This window comes from Natronomonas salina (genome assembly GCF_013391105.1).
Classification (GTDB): domain Archaea; phylum Halobacteriota; class Halobacteria; order Halobacteriales; family Haloarculaceae; genus Natronomonas; species Natronomonas salina.
This window is the reverse complement of the sequence record NZ_CP058335.1, coordinates 2809152-2825164: the sequence shown is the minus strand read 5'-3', so window position 1 is coordinate 2825164 and position 16013 is coordinate 2809152. Positions and strand designations below refer to the sequence as shown.

The 16013-nt window shown below is 72.5% G+C and carries 18 protein-coding genes and 1 pseudogene; 10 read left to right on the top strand and 9 right to left on the bottom strand.

Translation table 11 applies throughout. The features are described from left to right. The first annotated feature begins 114 nt into the window (after positions 1–114). Together HWV07_RS14620 and HWV07_RS14615 are read left to right on the top strand one after the other, a co-directional pair. Positions 115–342, top strand: coding sequence for a hypothetical protein (locus HWV07_RS14620; RefSeq protein WP_178335017.1), 228 nt, complete (start codon positions 115–117; stop codon positions 340–342). Positions 343–509: 167 nt separating this feature from the next. Further along, positions 510–1700: an MFS transporter gene (locus HWV07_RS14615; RefSeq protein ID WP_178335016.1), complete on the top strand. Its 1191-nt coding sequence runs from the start codon at positions 510–512 to the stop codon at positions 1698–1700. Here the strand turns inward: HWV07_RS14615 and HWV07_RS14610 are convergent, their stop codons facing one another. Continuing rightward, positions 1701–2291, bottom strand: a complete 591-nt coding sequence (locus HWV07_RS14610) for a methyltransferase family protein (RefSeq protein ID WP_178335015.1) — start codon at positions 2289–2291, stop codon at positions 1701–1703. A 124-nt stretch (positions 2292–2415) separates the two neighbouring features. Here HWV07_RS14610 and HWV07_RS14605 point away from each other — a divergent pair, with 124 nt between their 5' ends. Further along, the gene (locus HWV07_RS14605; protein WP_178335014.1) at positions 2416–3540 is read left to right on the top strand and encodes a glycosyltransferase family protein; all 1125 of its coding nucleotides are present in this window, start codon (positions 2416–2418) and stop codon (positions 3538–3540) included. A 64-nt stretch (positions 3541–3604) separates the two neighbouring features. Continuing rightward, positions 3605–4885: a DUF7405 family protein gene (locus tag HWV07_RS14600; RefSeq protein WP_178335013.1), complete on the top strand. Its 1281-nt coding sequence runs from the start codon at positions 3605–3607 to the stop codon at positions 4883–4885. On the opposite strand, the gene HWV07_RS14595 is transcribed toward HWV07_RS14600, so the two are convergent. The 5 genes and pseudogenes from HWV07_RS14595 to HWV07_RS14575 form a co-directional block, all read right to left on the bottom strand. After that, positions 4880–5275, bottom strand: a complete 396-nt coding sequence (locus HWV07_RS14595; protein WP_178335012.1) for a hypothetical protein — start codon at positions 5273–5275, stop codon at positions 4880–4882. The genes HWV07_RS14600 and HWV07_RS14595 overlap by 6 nt on opposite strands. A gap of 41 nt (positions 5276–5316) precedes the next feature. Beyond that, the gene (locus tag HWV07_RS14590; RefSeq protein WP_178335011.1) at positions 5317–5979 is read right to left on the bottom strand and encodes a class I SAM-dependent methyltransferase; all 663 of its coding nucleotides are present in this window, start codon (positions 5977–5979) and stop codon (positions 5317–5319) included. Continuing rightward, positions 5979–6876: pseudogene (locus tag HWV07_RS14585) on the bottom strand (thiamine-phosphate synthase family protein). Before HWV07_RS14585 ends, HWV07_RS14590 begins: the two are co-directional and overlap by 1 nt. Then, positions 6873–7469 carry a dCTP deaminase gene (gene dcd / locus HWV07_RS14580; RefSeq protein ID WP_178335010.1) on the bottom strand — a complete coding sequence of 199 codons (597 nt, stop codon included), beginning with the start codon at positions 7467–7469 and terminating at the stop codon, positions 6873–6875. The pseudogene HWV07_RS14585 and the gene dcd overlap by 4 nt, the downstream one beginning before the upstream one ends. Positions 7470–7507: 38 nt before the next feature. Next, on the bottom strand, positions 7508–8230 hold the full coding sequence (locus HWV07_RS14575; RefSeq protein ID WP_178335009.1) for a YIP1 family protein: 723 nt from the start codon (positions 8228–8230) through the stop codon (positions 7508–7510). A gap of 141 nt (positions 8231–8371) precedes the next feature. Here HWV07_RS14575 and pth2 point away from each other — a divergent pair, with 141 nt between their 5' ends. Next, a complete protein-coding gene (gene pth2, locus HWV07_RS14570) occupies positions 8372–8710 on the top strand; it encodes a peptidyl-tRNA hydrolase Pth2 (protein WP_178335008.1) in 339 nt (112 codons plus the stop codon). On the opposite strand, the gene HWV07_RS14565 is transcribed toward pth2, so the two are convergent. Then, on the bottom strand, positions 8707–9732 hold the full coding sequence (locus HWV07_RS14565) for an NADH:flavin oxidoreductase/NADH oxidase (RefSeq protein WP_246279884.1): 1026 nt from the start codon (positions 9730–9732) through the stop codon (positions 8707–8709). The two genes, pth2 and HWV07_RS14565, sit on opposite strands and share 4 nt — an antisense overlap. Positions 9733–9948: 216 nt before the next feature. Here HWV07_RS14565 and HWV07_RS14560 point away from each other — a divergent pair, with 216 nt between their 5' ends. From HWV07_RS14560 to fer, 3 genes are all read left to right on the top strand, one after another. Then, positions 9949–10878 carry a sulfide-dependent adenosine diphosphate thiazole synthase gene (locus tag HWV07_RS14560; RefSeq protein WP_178335006.1) on the top strand — a complete coding sequence of 310 codons (930 nt, stop codon included), beginning with the start codon at positions 9949–9951 and terminating at the stop codon, positions 10876–10878. Between the two features lie 149 nt (positions 10879–11027). Beyond that, positions 11028–11663, top strand: a complete 636-nt coding sequence (locus HWV07_RS14555; RefSeq protein WP_178335005.1) for a hypothetical protein — start codon at positions 11028–11030, stop codon at positions 11661–11663. A gap of 115 nt (positions 11664–11778) precedes the next feature. Further along, complete coding sequence (gene fer, locus HWV07_RS14550; protein WP_178335004.1) at positions 11779–12486, top strand: ferredoxin Fer; 708 nt, start codon at positions 11779–11781, stop codon at positions 12484–12486. Positions 12487–12505: 19 nt separating this feature from the next. Here fer and HWV07_RS14545 read toward each other — a convergent pair whose 3' ends face one another. Beyond that, on the bottom strand, positions 12506–13075 hold the full coding sequence (locus HWV07_RS14545; RefSeq protein ID WP_246279773.1) for a metal-dependent hydrolase: 570 nt from the start codon (positions 13073–13075) through the stop codon (positions 12506–12508). A 107-nt stretch (positions 13076–13182) separates the two neighbouring features. Here HWV07_RS14545 and HWV07_RS14540 point away from each other — a divergent pair, with 107 nt between their 5' ends. Both HWV07_RS14540 and HWV07_RS14535 read left to right on the top strand, forming a co-directional pair. Then, entirely contained in the window at positions 13183–13740 is a 558-nt protein-coding gene (locus HWV07_RS14540; protein WP_178335002.1) for a GMP synthase subunit A, read from the top strand. A gap of 92 nt (positions 13741–13832) precedes the next feature. Beyond that, entirely contained in the window at positions 13833–15695 is a 1863-nt protein-coding gene (locus HWV07_RS14535) for a DUF2070 family protein (protein WP_178335001.1), read from the top strand. A gap of 36 nt (positions 15696–15731) precedes the next feature. Here HWV07_RS14535 and HWV07_RS14530 read toward each other — a convergent pair whose 3' ends face one another. Beyond that, positions 15732–16007, bottom strand: coding sequence for a DUF3194 domain-containing protein (locus HWV07_RS14530; protein WP_178335000.1), 276 nt, complete (start codon positions 16005–16007; stop codon positions 15732–15734). Positions 16008–16013 lie beyond the last annotated feature (6 nt).

The window sequence follows — 16013 nt, the reverse complement described above, 5'->3', positions numbered from 1 at the left end:
GTCTAAACGTAGGCTGACGCCCCATCCCCGTTCGGGCCCTACCTGTCTGACGATAACGCATACCAAACTCTTTACCCCACGTCTACAACTCTCGTAGGGCCGTATCCCGGGTCGATGATAGTGACGTTCGAGGACGCGGACGGCCGGACGGGTCGGGTGACCGACGAGATGGACCTCGAGTACGACGGCGAGTGGGAGGCGCAGATCCGCGAGCGCGTCAACGACGTGGCCGAGCGCTACCGGAACGGCGACCAGTTGCTCGGCGAGGAGGCGCTGAGCACGCTGGTGACCGAACTGCCCCAGGAGCCGCGCGTGGTCGAGGCCGAACGGAAGCACGAGTAGCGCGATTCGGAGCGAGCGTGAGACTCCGAGCGTAGCGAGGAGTCTCGGGTGGTCGAGCGGTGGACGGAGTGAACCGCGAGACGAGCATTTCGCGAGAAGAACGACGGGAGTGATGCGGGCCGCGCCGAGTTCGATTCGTTCAAACCGGGGGCCCGCGAACGGCCGGCGTGTCCCGCCGGGAACTGTTCGGGTCGCTCTGCGTGATGGTGGCGCTGGTCAACCTCGCGCGGGTGGTCTTCGCGCCGCTGGTCCAGCCCGTCGCCGCCGACCTCGGGGTCGCGCCGGCGGCCCTAGGGGTCGTCCCGACGGCCGCGTGGCTCGGCAGCGCGGCGCCGCGGCTGCCGACCGGCTACCTGCTGACCCGCGTCCCCCGCCACTACGTCGTCACCGCGACCGGGTTGCTGCTCGTCGCGACGTCGGCGGGGACGGCGTTCGCGCCGTCGCTGTGGTGGCTCACCGTCGGCGCGTTCCTGATGGGCGTCTCCAGCGGGATGTACTTCATCGCCGCGAACCCGCTGGTCACCGAGCTGTACCCCGAGCGGGTCGGGTGGGCCGTCGGCTTCCACGGGATGGCCAGCCAGGTCGCCGCCGTGGGGGCGCCGCTGGGGGTCAGCGCGGTGCTGCTGGTCGGCGACTGGCGGACGACGTTCCTCGCGCTGTCGGCGGTCGCGCTCGCGACGACGGTCGTGATGGTCGTCGCGGCGCGGCGGACGCCGCTGCCAGACGCCGGTGCCGCCGACAGGAGCCTGCTGGTGGCGCTGCGCGCGCAGTGGCGGATCATCCTCACGGGCGTCGTCATCGTCGGCGTCTCCGGCTTCCTCTGGAACGGGCTGTTCAACCTCTACGGGCCCTACCTGGCGGCCGAGAAGGGCATCGACGAGTCGACGGGCCGGTCGCTGCTGTCGCTGATGTTCGCCGCCGGCGTCCCGGCCTTCCTCGTCTCGGGCCGACTGGCCGACCGCGTGCCGAACGTCCCGCTGCTGCTGTCGATCATCGGCGGGTTCGCGGCGTCGGTCGTCGCGCTGACGCTCGTCGAGGGGCTGCTCGCGGTCGCGGCGCTCAGCGTCGTCGTCGGCTACGTCATCCACGCGCTGTTCCCGGTCATCGACACCTACATGCTCGCGTCGATCCCCGACGAGAACCGCGCCAGCGCCTACGCGCTGTTCTCGGCGGCGATGATGCTGGCGCAGGCGCTCGGCAGCGGCGGCGTCGGCTGGGTGGTCGCCGCCGGCGTCAGCTACACCGCCGCCTACCGGGGGCTGGCCGCCATCGTGGGTCTCACCACGGTCGGCCTGTACGTCCTCCACCGCGCCGGGCGACTGCCGACCGGCGGCCAACCCGGCGAGACGCCCTCCTGATCACGTCGACGCCTGCGAGCGCAACCGCCGGAGCGTCCGCCGGCCGACGAACCGCGGGACGCGCTCGGCGTAGCGCTCGTAGGCCTCGCCGAACTCCGCGCGGAGGTGCGGCTCCTCCGCACGCGGCAGCAACAGCACCCAGGCGACGTGGGCGGCGGCGAGGCCGGCGACGTACCGGGAGTCGACGAGCAGCGCGAACCCCGCGATACCGACGATCATCCCGACGTACTGGGGGTTGCGGCTGTAGGCGTACGGGCCGTCGGTGTAGAGGTCGCCGGTCACGCCCATCGTCTCCGCGGAGTCCATCACGCCCGCGCTCCGGACGAAGATCGCGGCGCCGACCCCGGCGAGGACTGCACCGGCGACGAACGACGACGGGCGCGGCAGCACCCACTCGTTCCAGTCCAGATACGCCGTCGCGACCAGCGCGCCGTTGAAGATCCAGACGAGCGACCAGTGGCCGTAGTAGGCGGCCGACCGCTCGCCCGGCGGCCACAGTCGCCGGTCGGTCGCGAGCGTCACGACCAGCATCGCGACGATCCCCGTCGCGGCGAGCACGCCGATGCCGAACGCTGTCAGGGTGAGGCTCATCGCGTCGATAGAGGTGGCGGCGGGCGGAAACGCTGCTCCCTCACTCGTCAGGGTGGTTTATACGGACCGCACGCGCTGCCGGAACGACGGCCTTTTTCGAGGGGAGTCCTCTCTATGGGGGTAGATGGAGTACGTACAGGAGGGGGTGACCACGCTGCACGACTTCGGCGAGGCGGCGCCGCCGGCGCCGACCGACCGGGCGGCCGTGGTCGTGCCGATGACCGAGCGGGAGCACGCGAGCCCCGCCGCAGAGGGGGTGCTCTCGGCGCTGGAGGCCGTCGACCCCGGGCGGGTCGTCGTCCCGCTCAGCGCCTCGCCGGAGCGGGTCGGGGAGGTGGCGGCGTGGCTCGACGGCTTCGACCTGCCGCTGGAGGTGCTGTGGTGTGACGGCCCCGAACTCGCGCGGCTGCTCTCGAGGGCGGGGATCGACGGCCGGCGGGGGAAGGGCCGGGACGTCTGGCTGGCGCTCGGCGTCGCGAGCGACAGCGACTACGTCGTCGTCCACGACGCCGACGCGAAGACCTACGACGAGCGGCACGTCCCGAAGCTCCTCTTCCCGCTGGCTCACGGCCACGCGTTCTCGAAGGGGTACTACGCCCGCGTCGAGAACGACCGGCTCTACGGGCGGCTGTTCCGGCTGTTCTACCGGCCGCTCGTCGAGGCGCTGTCGGCGGGCGACCACGTGGCCGTCGTCGACTACCTCGGCGCGTTCCGCTACGCCCTCGCCGGGGAGTTCGCGACGACCGGGGCGCTGGCCCGCCGACTGCGTGTTCAACGCGGCTGGGGGCTGGAGGTCGGCACGCTCGGGGAGGCCTACCGGCTGGTCGGCGCCGACGGCACCGCGCAGGTCGACCTGGGCGTCCACGAGCACGACCACCGGACGGTGACCGGCCCGAGCGGGCTCTCCGACATGTCCGAGCAGGTCGCCGCGGCGCTGTTCCGCGCCGTCGAGGACAACGGCGGCGCCCCGGACTACGATGGGCTGGCGGAGCGCTACCGGACGGCCGCCGCGCGGCTCGTCGACGCCTACGAACTCGACGCGGCGTTCAACGACCTGACCTACGACCGCGTCGACGAGCTGCGGCAGGTCGACGCCTACGCCGGTACCATCGAGCCGCCGGGCGCGGACACCCGGCTGCCACCGTGGCAGTCGGCGGACCTCACCGCGGAGGCGGTCGTCGACGCCGCGACAGCGGACCTGGAGGCGGCGACGGCCGGCCGGCTCGACGTCGCGACCGACGGTCGATAGGCGGTCCGGCTCGTCGGCTCCGGAACCAAAACCCCCAACCCCGTCCGCGACCTACCCCCGCGAGATGACCCGCCGGTACGCACCGACCCGACGTGGGTTCCTGAAGGCCGCCGTGGCGACCGGCGGCGCCGCCGCCCTCTCGGCGTGCCTGGAGATGAGCGACGACGAGGAGCCTGTCCCCTCGGGCGTCGACGACCCCGCCGACCTCCCCGGCCGCCAGCACGCCTGGAACGAGACGCTGGCGACCGACGACCACGGCAACCACATCCTCCCGAAGCACCACTCGCTGCTCTACCTCGACCTCGACGCGGACGGGGAGCCGACCGGGGACGACCGCCAGCGGGTCGCGGACGCGCTCGCGGTCCTGGACCGCGCCTACGAGCGCTCGCCGGCCGGCCTCCTGTACTCGATCGGCTACTCGCCGGCGTACTTCCAGCGGTACGGCGCCGCGCCCGAGGGCGTCGACCTCCCGTCACCGCGCCGGCTCTCGGACTTCGAGGACCCCGACCTCGACGAGCAGGACGCCCTGCTGCACCTCGCCTCCGACCGCGCCGACGTCGTCCTCGAGGCCGAGGAGGCGCTGTTCGGAGAGCGCGAGACGGCCAACGGCGTCGAGGCCGCGGCCCTCCCGGCGACCGTCGCCGACCGCCGCTCGGGGTTCATCGGCCGCGGCCAGCCCGCCGAGAAGCAAGACGAGGTCGACGGCATCCCGGACGACGCGGAGGTGCCCGAGGCGGCGAAGCTGTTCATGGGCTTCGACGCCGGCTTCCGGGGCAACCAGGCCACAGAGGAACGCGTGACGCTGCAGGACGGCCCCTTCGCCGGCGGGACGACCAAGCACGTCTCCGCCCTCCAGCAGCGGCTCGACCGCTGGTACGGCGAGAACGACCACGACGACATGGTCAAGAAACTGTTCGGCACCGACAGCGTCGGCGCCGTCGAGGGCGTCGGCGACAACGTCGGCAGCCACAGCGGCGTCGCCCCGACCTCCCGAGAAGCCCTCGTGGAGGCGGCTCGTTCCAGCGGCGCCATCGGCCACGCCCAGAAGATGGCCGAGGCCAACCGCGACGACGAGGGCAACGCCCTCACGCTCCGCCGGCACGTCGAGTCGACGGATTCGGGCGTCGCCAGCCTCCACTTCCCGAGCCTCCAGCGGGAGATCTCGACGTTCGAGGCCGTCCGCGAGGCGATGAACGCCGCCGACGTCGTCTCGGAGACGCCGGCGATCCGCCAGCGCGTCAACAACGGCATCCTGCGGTACATCTTCGTGAAGCACCGCGGCAACTGGCTCGTCCCGCCGCGGGAGCTGCGCGCGTTACCGAGGCCCGACGGCGAGGCGCTATAGCCCCGTCTCCCGCCCCGCGGCGCGCCTGATCGCGACGCCCATCGCCGCCCCGCCGGCGCCGAGCAGCGCGTGCAGCGGGACGACGAGGACCGCGACGAGGAAGGACTGGACGCCGATGTACAGCACGGAGAGGTCGCCGCCGACCACCGTCTGGACGGAGCCGACGACGAGGAACAGCGCGAACCCGGCGCCGCCGCCGTAGGCGCCCGCCCGTGCGCCCGCGCCGACGTGCCCGCCGGACCGCGAGAGCAGTCCGGTGACGAGCCCGCCGGCCATCCCCGCGAGCAGGACGGCCACGACGAGGTCGCCGTCGGTGGCGAAGTTCGCGACCGCGCCCGCGACGACGACCAGCAGCGTCGCGGCGGCACCGGCGATGACCCGTCGTTCCATACGCCGGACTCGCGGGGCCGCGCGAAAACGTTGGCGCTGCGTCACCGGACGCGGCCAGAGAGCAGGCCGACGAGCCCCAGCGCGAACGTCTCGTGGCGACGCTCGACCGCCCGGTCGGCGAGCGCCTCGCGCGAGGCGTCGACCCGCCGGGTGAGCGAGTCGTCGTCGCTCCCGAACGGCGCGCGGAGGACGTCGACGGGACCGGCGCCCGGCGACCCGGCGGCGACGAACGCCCTGAACAGCGGGTTCAACGGTCGGCCCGCGGCCTCCCCGGTCGCCGTCGCGTCCAGCAGCGCGACGCGGCCGCCGCTGCCGACGAGGTCGCACCAGTCGTCGACGGCGCCGCCGGGGTCCTCGAGGAGGCCGCAGAGGAACGTCGCGAGGACGGCGTCGGCCGACTCGACCGGCGGCCGGGTCGCGTCGCCCTCCACGACGGCGACGTTGTCGAACTCGCGGGTCCGGGCGCGGGCGCGCGCCAGCAGCGGCCGGGTGACGTCGACGCCGACGACCCGGCCCGCCGGACCGACCCGCTCGCGGAGGAACGGGAGATTCGCGCCGCTCCCGCAGCCCATCTCGACGACCGTATCGCCGGGACCGGCGACCCGCTCGGCGGCGGCGCGGCGCCAGCGGGCGACGCCGGGCGCGGTCGCGATGCGGTCGTAGAGGCCGGCCCAGCGGCCGTAGAAGTCGGCGACGTCGGCCATCAGACGACGTCCCGGACGGTGCCGACGACGGCGGAGGCGTCGGCGCCGAGCAGGTAGACGATCGGCTCGATCCCGAAGCCGCCCGTCTGGTAGATGACGTCGGCGTCGGGGCGGCCGTCGAGGGCCTCGGCGACGGCCGACTCGAGGTCCGCCTCGGCGTCGAACTCGACGGTCTCGTAGCCCGCGGCGTCGAGCTTCTCGACGACGTCGTCGGTGTAGCGGACGTTCAGCGCCGCGTGGGCGTCGCTGCCCGCGGCGCGGGCGGCCAGCAGCACCGAGGCGACGTGCTCGGAGACGCCGAACTCCGGGTCGCCCGGCACGGTCGCCTGGCCCTTCACGTCGAGGATGCGGCCCGGGACGGCGGCGACGTCGTCGATGGTGCTCGCCTCGGGCAGCGCCTCGACGAGGTTGGAGCCGACCGCGGGGACCAGCGCCGCGAAGCCGCTGGTGTTCTCCAGGGTCCGGACGCCGCGGCGGACCGACGACCGGACGCGCTCGGTCATCCGGAGTTCGCCCTCCGGGTCGTGGATGTCGAGCGGCCCCTCGTAGTCGGCCAGCGGTGGGAACGCCGCCTCGTGGAGGTGCGCGAGCAGGTCGCCGCGCTCGAGCTTCCGGACGAGGACCTCGGCCTCGACGAGCGCCTGCACACGGCTCATCTCGCCGCTGGCGAGCCCCGTCGGCGAGCCGCTCGACCAGCTCCCGGACGCGGTCGTCTTCGGCGATCTCGTCGTTGACGTCGACGTCGCCGTGGGCGTACTTCGAGACGGCGCTCTGGCTGATGCCGAGCAGCTCGGCCACCTCGCTCTGCGTGAGGTTGCGGTCGCGGAGCTCCCCCGCCAGCATCGAGCGGAAGGTCGGGAGGAACTCGTCGACGACGACCTCTTCGACGAACTTCATCGGTCCAGCTGCTCGCCCCCGAACTCGTCGTCGGACTGGATGCGCGATGCCTGTGGGCCGCGCTGGCCCTGGTACTTCGAGCCGCGCTCGGCGCCGTAGGGGCGTTCGGCGGGGCTCTTCAGCTCGGTGAACGTGAGCTGGGAGATGCGCATCTCGGGCGTCAGCGCGACGGGCGCGGTGCCGAGGTTCGAGAGCTCGAGGGTGATCTGGCCCTCGTAGCCGGGGTCGCACAGCCCCGCGGTGGCGTGGACCACGACCGCCAGCCGTCCCAGCGACGACCGGCCCTCGACGTGGGCGATGATGTCGTTTGGAATCTCGACGCGCTCCTTGGTCGTCCCGAGGACGAAGTCGCCGGGGTGGAGGATGAAGTCGTCGCCCTCCTCGACGTAGGTCTCGTCGACGTACTCGTCGACCTCCTGCTCGCTGTTGGGGTGGATGCAGGGGATGTTGGTCCGCTGGAACTCGAGGAACTCCCGGCCGAGCCGCAGGTCGATGCTGGCGGGCTGGATCTGCAACTCGGGGTCGTCGAGCGGCTCGACGACGAGGTCGCCGTCCGTCAGGCGGCGACGGATGTCCGCGTCGGAGAGTATCATATGCCGATACAGGCCGACGAGGGCTTAAAGGGCAACGGTCAGAGCGCCGCGAACAGCGAGACGGGGAGGAGGACGGCCGCGGCTGCGAGGGCGGCGTGGACCACAGAGATATCCTGGGTTTCGCTCAGTCCGTAGCCGACGACGACTATCTGCCAGGCGCCGACGAGCAGCGGGAGGGGGTTGAACTCAGGGACCGCGGCCGCCATCGCCTCCACCTCCGCCAGGAGTTCCGCCTCCGTCTCCGCGGTGACGGTCCTGCCGGCGGTCAGCCAGGCGACGAACCCGAGCGCGACGAACGCCTGCAGGAGGTCGACCAGCATCGCCCACCCCCAGACCACGAGGGTGTCGCTCCACCGGACGCCGGCACCCATGAGCCGACCCATGCCGAATAGCAGTGACCCCACGAGGAGCCAGGCGGCGTACGTCCCGAGGAAGACGTGGGGGATGTATTGCACCCACATCTCGAGCAGGAGGTCGCCGGCGTCCCGTTCGATCTCGGCGGGGCGTTGGCAGTCCTCCTCGTTCATCTCGAGCGTCGGCGTCTCGCAGGCCCACTCGGGCGGGCGTTCGGGGTTGTCGACGGTGACGGTCGCGTCGAGGCTGGACGCGAACAGGAGGCCCATCCCTCCGTAGGAGGCCGTCGCGATGAGCGCGATCACGGAGACGACGACCAGCGCGTTCCAGGCGTCCCGCCTGTGCTCGGACTCGGCGAAGAACCGCTTCGGCGTCAGGAGCGCGGCGAGGGGCGCGGGGAGCCGCATCAACGGACCACCGGCGGGTACGAGAGGGCGTGGAGGAGCATGTATCCGTTCTTCGAGAGGTGAAATATAAATCGCTCGACCGGCTCGAGACGTCGGTCGCCGTCGAGGTGCTCTTTTAACCGGCCGCGCCCACCACCCGGTATGAAGCAGGCCATCGTCGCGCGCACCGACATCGGCATGGGCCAGGGGAAGCTGGCCGCCCAGGTCGCCCACGCGTCGCTGCAGGCGTACGAGAACGCGGGCTCGTCGGCGCAGAACGACTGGAAGTCCGGCGGCCAGAAGAAGGTCGTCCTCAAGGGCTCCGGCGAGAAGGAGCTCCAGCGGCTGGCCGACGAGGCCCGCCGCGAGGGGCTGCCCTACGCGCTGATCCGCGACGCCGGCCACACGCAACTGGAGCCCGGGACGGTGACGGCGCTGGCCGTCGGCCCGGGATCGGAGAACATCGTCGACAAGGTGACCGGCGACCTGAGCCTGTACTAGTCGAACCCGCGGGTGTACTGCCGGGGGACGGGCGCCTCCTGGCCCAGTTCCCGCGCCGCCCGGATCGCGAAGTAGGGGTCCCGGAGGTGTTCGCGTCCCACGACCGCGAGGTCCGCGCGGCCGTTCCGGATCACGGCGTCGGCGCCCTGGGGGGTCGTGATGCCGCCGACGGCGCCGACCGGGACGCCGCTCTCGCCGACGCGCTCGGCGTACGGCACCTGGTAGTGCGGGCCGGTGTCGGGGACCTGCTGGTCGGGGTGGACCGCGCCCGCGCTGACGTCGATCAGGTCGACGCCGAGGGGTCCGAGGTCGCCAGCGAGGCGCGCGGAGTCCTCGACGGTCCAGGAGTCCCGGTCGGGGAGCCAGTCGGTCGCGGAGATGCGGACGAACACCGGCGTCCCCTCGGGGACGGTCGCCCGGACCGCGTCGACGACCTCGCGGAGGAAGCGCGACCGGTTCTCGAAGCTGCCGCCGTACTCGTCCTCGCGGGTGTTCGTGACCGGCGAGAGGAACTCGTGGAGCAGGTAGCCGTGGGCGGCGTGAATCTCGACGATCTCGAAGCCGGCGTCGACGGCGCGCCGGGCGGCGGTGGCCCACTCCTCGACCAGGGCGGCGATGGCGTCGGTGGTGAGCCGCTCGGTCTCCAGGGGCGGCTCGTCGGCGTAGGGCCACGGTTCCGCGGTCGGACCGACCGGGTTCCACCCGCGGTCGCCGTGGATGGGCCCGTGGCCGTCCGAGGGGCGCCGGGTCGAGGCCTTCCGACCGGCGTGGGCCAGCTGGATGGCCGGCGTGGCGCCCTGCTCGCGGGCGAACTCGGCGATCGGCGCGAGCGCGTCGGCGTGGTCGTCGCTCCAGATGCCGAGGTCCTCCGGCGAGATGCGGCCACGCGGTGTGACCGCGGTCGCCTCGGTCATGACGATGCCGGCGCCGCCGGTCGCGCGGCTGCCCAGGTGGACGCGGTGCCACTCCGTGGCGAGTCCGTCCTCGGCCTCGCAGGAGTACTGGCACATCGGGGAGACCATCACGCGGTTCCGGGCGGTCACCTCGCGGCACTCGAAGGGGGTGAACAGGTGCACGGGCGGCGTTCGGTCGGGCTCGCCAAGACGCTTTGCGTAGCGGTACGGGCCGCGAGAAGTGACGGCCGAGGAGACGAATGGGACCGCAAGCGACCGAACGGACGAACCGCCATCCAGCCGACCACAACGGCTTAGTATTCGTGCGATATACTACCTAGTGGTATGACCGAGTTCGACCAGTTCAGCGACGTGGGCGAGGCGGAGGTAACGCGGGCGATCGGCCAGGAGTGGACCGAGGAGTTCATGGACTTCTCGGATTCGGACGTCATCGTCGTCGGGGGCGGCCCCTCCGGACTGATGGCCGCCAAGGAGCTCTCCGAGCGCGGCGTCCAGACGATGGTCGTCGAGAAGAACAACTACCTCGGCGGGGGCTTCTGGCTCGGCGGCTTCCTGATGAACAAGGTCACCGTCCGGGACCCGGCCCAGGAGGTCCTCGAGGACCTCGACGTCGACTTCAAGCAGTCCCAGGACAGCGAGGGGCTGTACGTCGCCAACGGGCCGGAGGCCTGCTCGGGGCTCATCAAGGCCGCCTGCGACGCCGGCGCGAAGATGCAGAACATGACCGAGTTCACGGACATCGTCATCCGCGAGGACCACCGCGTCGGCGGCATCGTGATGAACTGGACGCCGGTGCACGCGCTGCCGCGGGAGATCACCTGCGTCGACCCCATCGCCGTCGAGGCCGACCTCGTCATCGACGCGACGGGCCACGACGCCGTCGCCGTCTCGAAGCTCCAGGAGCGCGGCGTCCTGTCCGCCCCCGGCATCGAGCACGCCGAGGAGCACAACACGGGCATGGACAACACGGGCGACGACTCCTACGGCGCCCCCGGTCACGACTCGCCGGGCCACGACTCGATGTGGGTCGGCCAGAGCGAGGACGCCGTCGTCGAGCACACCGGCCTCGCCCACGACGGCCTCGTCGTGACGGGGATGGCGACCGCTACGACGTACGGCCTCCCGCGGATGGGCCCGACCTTCGGCGCGATGCTGCTCTCCGGGAAGCGCGCCGCCCAGGTCGCCATCGACGAACTCGGCGTCGACGCGCCCGACGTCGAGATGACGACCCGCGCCGAGCCGGCCGACGACTGAGGGACCGTTCGGCGGTCGGCCCGACCGAACCGCCGACCGTTCGGAATCGGCGTCCGACAACCGACGCGTCCCGCCACCGGCGCGCGACCCACATTCTTGCGACACGGTTTCCCCTCGGCGTCCCGTAGTCCTGGCACTCGCGTGCCACCATGAACCCCACAGTCCACATCGACCGGAACCCGAGCGTCACCGTGACCGACGAGGTCGTCGAGGCCCGACCGCCCGACCGGATCGCCTTCGAGGCCGAGGGGGTGATCAGGCCGTCCGAGTCGCTGCTGGCCCGCTTCGAGGGGTCGAGCCTCCGGCCGGTCCGCGTCGAGCTCGCGCTGGGCGGGGGCGAGACCGTCGCGGTGGACCTCGCCGAGTCGGGGGCGCTGCGGCTGGAGTCCGTGGACGTCGGCGTGGCCACGCCCGACCTGGACGACGTCCGGAAGGGGATCGACACGGTCCGCTCGTCCGGCGGTATCGGGGATGGAGACGGTGGGGTCGACGAGGCCAGCGGGAGCGGGGCTGCCGACGCGCCGACCGGGGCCATCGCGTTCACCGTCGAGGGCACGGTCCGCGACCTCCCGCCGGGGACCGTCGAGTCCGTGGTCGGCGAGTCGCCGACGCTGGCGTCGGTCACGTTCAGCGTCGCCGAGTCCGCGAGGGCCGACGGCGGGTCGCCGCCGGACGTGCTGCTGGAGGTGGGGCTGCTCGGATACGGCGTCGTCGTCCGCCGCGACGGCACCATCGAGGTGACGAGAGGCGGGGTCGCCCCCGACCTCGGCCTCGACATCTCCTGACCCGGTCCATCACCGGTCTCGGACCACTCCGCCGCTGCCGCCGGCGCCGGCGGGGTCGCGGTAACGACCGGTCGGGAGAGAAACCTTTTCGCCGCCCACCGCGCTAGCCCCGGTCGTGGAGTCCCCGTTCGAGGTGCTCGGCGTCGAGCCAGACGCGGACGAGGAGGCCATCGAGCACGCCTACCGAAGCCGGGTCAAGGAGAGCCACCCCGACCACGGCGGCTCGCCAGAGGAGTTCAAGCGGGTCCGCGCGGCGTACGAGGCGATCGTCGCCGGCGACGTCGACCGGGAGCAGGGCGCGCAACTGGACCGCCCGGACGGGGCGACGGCGCCCGACCCGAACCGCTGGTACACCGGGAGCGGGACCGCAGAATCCGAAGCCGAGGCCGAGCCGGAACCCGAGCGCTCGCGCGTCGAGTACCTCAACTTCGAGTGCCTCGAGGACCACGGCTGGAGCCTCGAAGACGACGACCTCTTCGAGAAGGCCGCCGACGCCGACCTCGCGACCGACGACTACGGCCGGTTCCTCGTCGAACCCGACGAGACGCTGCTGGAGGCCGCCGAGAACCGCGGGTTCGCGTGGCCGTTCGCCTGCCGGGGCGGCGCCTGCGCGAACTGCGCCGTCGCCGTCACCGAGGGGGAGCTCTCCCAGCCCGTCGACCACATCCTCCCCGAGGAGATGACCGACCGCGGCCTGCGGCTCTCCTGCGTCGGCCGGCCGACCTCAGAGCGGCTCAAGGTCGTCTACAACGTCAAGTACCTGCCCGACCTCGACGAGCTCCGGTTGCCCCCGCGGCCCTTCGACCAGGCGCAGGCCGACTGACCACGTCGCGGCCCGACACTCACACGTCCCCGGAGTCCTCGCCGAAGATCCGTTCGGCCAGCGGCGGCAGCCGGCGGCGGACGGCGACGAACAGCCCCGAGCCCAGGACCACCGAGAGGAGCCCCCACCGGAGGCGGCCGCTCGTCACCGCGAGCACCGGCGCGGCGAAGGCCGCCCCCAGGACGAAGTCCTCGGGGGCGCCCGCGTACCGGACCCACCGGCGCGGCCTGAGCCAGCGCCCGTTGAGGTGGTCGTAGACGCCCCGATCCGAGGTGGCCTTCCAGGGCCGGTGCTCCAGCCCGCCGCCGAGGACGTCCATCAGGCAGTGGGCGGTCGCGGCGAGGCAGAGGATCGCGAGGAACGTCGCCAGCGGCGTCCCGACGAGCAGCGCGAGCGCCGACGCCGGCGCGGCGACCAAGCCCGCGTACACCGGGAAGTGCGTCGACCGGCGGTGGGCGGCCAGCAGGTCGACGTCGGGCAGCGCGCCGCCGACGAACCCGACCACGACGGCGCCCGGGGTCGCGACCGGCGCGAACGGGGCCGTCGCCGCCCCGAGGAACGCCCCGAACAGCGCGTGCGTCGTGGTCATCATGACGTCCGTTACTTGGGGCCAGCCACACTCAATCCTGACGGCTCCAGCGGTCGGTGCCGCGAGTTTCAGACCCTTTTTACGCACCGACCGGATAGGGACCGCCAATGACGCGAATCGTCGTGGTGGACAACCACGGGCAGTTCACGCACCTCGAACACCGCACGCTCCGGGACCTCGGCGTGGACGTCGAGACCGTCGACAACGACACGCCGCCCGGGGACGTCGACGCCGACGGCGTCGTCCTCTCCGGCGGCCCCGATATGGACCGGATCGGCCGCTCCGCGGAGTACCTCGACGCCGACCGCCCCGTGCTGGGCATCTGTCTCGGCATGCAGCTCATCGCGGAAGAACTCGGCGGCACGGTCGGGTCGGGCGACTACGGCGGCTACGCTGACGTCACCGTCGATATCGATTCCGACGACGACCCCCTCGTCGGCTCGCTGGCCCCCGAGACGCGGGTGTGGGCCAGCCACGCCGACGAGGTCAAGGAGGTCCCGGAGGGGTTCGCGCGGACGGCCTCCAGCGACGTCTGCGACGTCGAGGCGATGAGCGACGCCGACCGCGACCTCTACGGCGTCCAGTGGCACCCCGAGGTCGCCCACACCGAGGAGGGCGAGGCCGTCTTCGAGAACTTCCTCGACATCTGCGAGAACCGGCAGTGAGCCGCCGGTAGTCTCCGGAACTCGCTGGAACCGTGCGCGTTCTGCCCGCGGGCCGAGTCCTTTAACCGCGCCGCGGCCCCCTGTTCGGATAGATGACGCGGACCCAGGGCGACCTGGCGGCGCTGTCGCGGTTCGTCTTCCGCGCGCCGGACTGGTCGGCCAGCCTCTTCGTCTCGCTGCTCGTCGCCGCCGTCGCCGGCGTGGCCGCGTTCGACTCCCGGTTCGTCCTCGACGACGCCTACCAGGGGATGGTCTACGTCGGCCTGCCGACCGTGGTCGCCGCCTTCGCGACGCCGTGGCTCGACCGCGCCTTCGGCGGCCGGCTGACGTACAACCGCTCGGCGCTGCTCGCGCTGCTCTGTGAGGTCCTGCTCGTGGTCTTCCTCGTCGCGGCGGCCGCCGCCGCCGTCGTCGCGCCGCTCGGCCAGGACTTCGTCTTCGACGTCCTGATCGTCGGCCTCGCACTCGTCTTCGCGGTCCGGCTGCTCGTCCTCGTGGCCATCTCCGGGCAGTCGCTGCTCGTGGCCAGCGTCCCGGCGAGCCTCCAGACCGCCGTCGCCGCCGCGCTCGTGTTCGTCTACAGCGGCGCCGTCCTCCACCTCGGCGTCGGCGGCCCGCTGGTCGACGCCCTCCTGGCGCGCACCGACCCGGCTCCCGCGGCGCTGCAGGTCGTCCAGGCGACGGACTTCGCGCTCCTCGGCGGCCTCTGCGTCGTCTGGGCGCTCGCGGTCTGGCTCTTCCTCGCGACCATCGACCGCCCGTGGCGCAACAGCCTCGGCGTCTCCGTCCTCGACTTCGTCCGTGGCTTCGTCGGCCACATCGCCGAGGGTTCGAGCGAACTCGAGGAGTTCTTCGAGCAGCTCGGCGAGGAGGCGGTCGTCCCCGTCACGGTCCTCGCGGTCCGCCGGCCCGACGGCGCGGCGAAGGCCCGGTTCGTCCTGCCGATGGTCCACCCGGGGCCGATGGGCGAGATCGGCGGCGGCAACCTCCCCGAACGGATCGCCGCCGCCACCGAGGGGCTGGCGTTCCCGCCGCACGCCACCGCCGGCCACGACTTCAACCTCGTCACCGAGCGCGAGGTCGACGCGCTCGTCGACGCTGCCGACCGCGCCCACGAGCGCGTCGAGTACCGCGACGTCGCGAGCCGGAGCGCCCGCGAGCGGGAGGGCGACTCGAAGCTGCTCGGGCAGGCGTTCGGCGACGACGCGCTGGTGGTCACTACCCACGCCCCCGGGTTCGCCGACGACGTCGACTTCGCGGTCGGGCTCTCCACGATGGCCGAGGCGAGGGGCGGCGGCCTCGACGAGGTCATGCTCGTCGACGCGCACAACTCCAACGACGGCCTCGAGGGCGCCGGCGACGGCCTCGGCCACGTCGTCCCGGGCTCCCGGCGCTCGTTCGACATGATGACCGCCGCCGGCCGCCTCGGCGAGCGCCTGGCAGCCGCCGACCGCCACCCCCTCCGCGTCGGCGTCGCCTGGGACCCCACCGACTGGGAGCCCGAGGAGGGCATCGGCCCGCTGGGAGTGCGAGTGGCCGTGATGGAGGCGGGGGACCACCGCACGGCGTACGTCCTCGTCGACGGCAACAACATGGAGCCCGGCCTGCGCGAGACGCTGCTCGAGGCCGTCGACGCCGACGAGGCAGAGGTGATGACCACCGACACCCACGTCGTCAACACGCTGGAGGCCGACAACCAGGTCGGCGCCGCCATCGACGACGCCGAACTCGTCGCGGTGGTCGAGGAACTCGTCAGGGAGGCCACCGCGGACCTCGAACCCGTCGAGGCCGGCGTCGCCGTCGAGGAGGTCGAGGTCACCGTCTTCGGCAACGACCGCACCGAGACGCTCGCGTCGACGGCCAACGCGATGGTCCAGATGGGCGGGGCGCTGCTGCTGTTCGTCGTCGGCGCCGCGATGGCCGTCAGCCTGCTCGTGTTCCTGGCGGCCGGCTGACGGCGGAGAAAGGTACGGTCGAGAAGGGGTCGGCCGCTATCCGTCCGCGTCCTCGAACAGTTCGTCGACGGCCTCTTCGGCGGCCTCGATGGCCTCCTGGGCCACGACGGCCGGGTCGGGGTCGTCCGGCGCGTCGAGGTAGACGTCGACCTCGAGGGTGCCGTCCTCGAACGTCACCGTGACGTCGAGGTCGTCGACCTCGGACTGCTTGTAGCGGTCGAGGATCAGCCCCTCGGCGGCTTCCGAGGCGGCCTCGACGACCGCCTCGTCGGTCGGTTCCTGCGCCGCCCGGTCGCTCGGTTCGCCCGTCACGTCGGC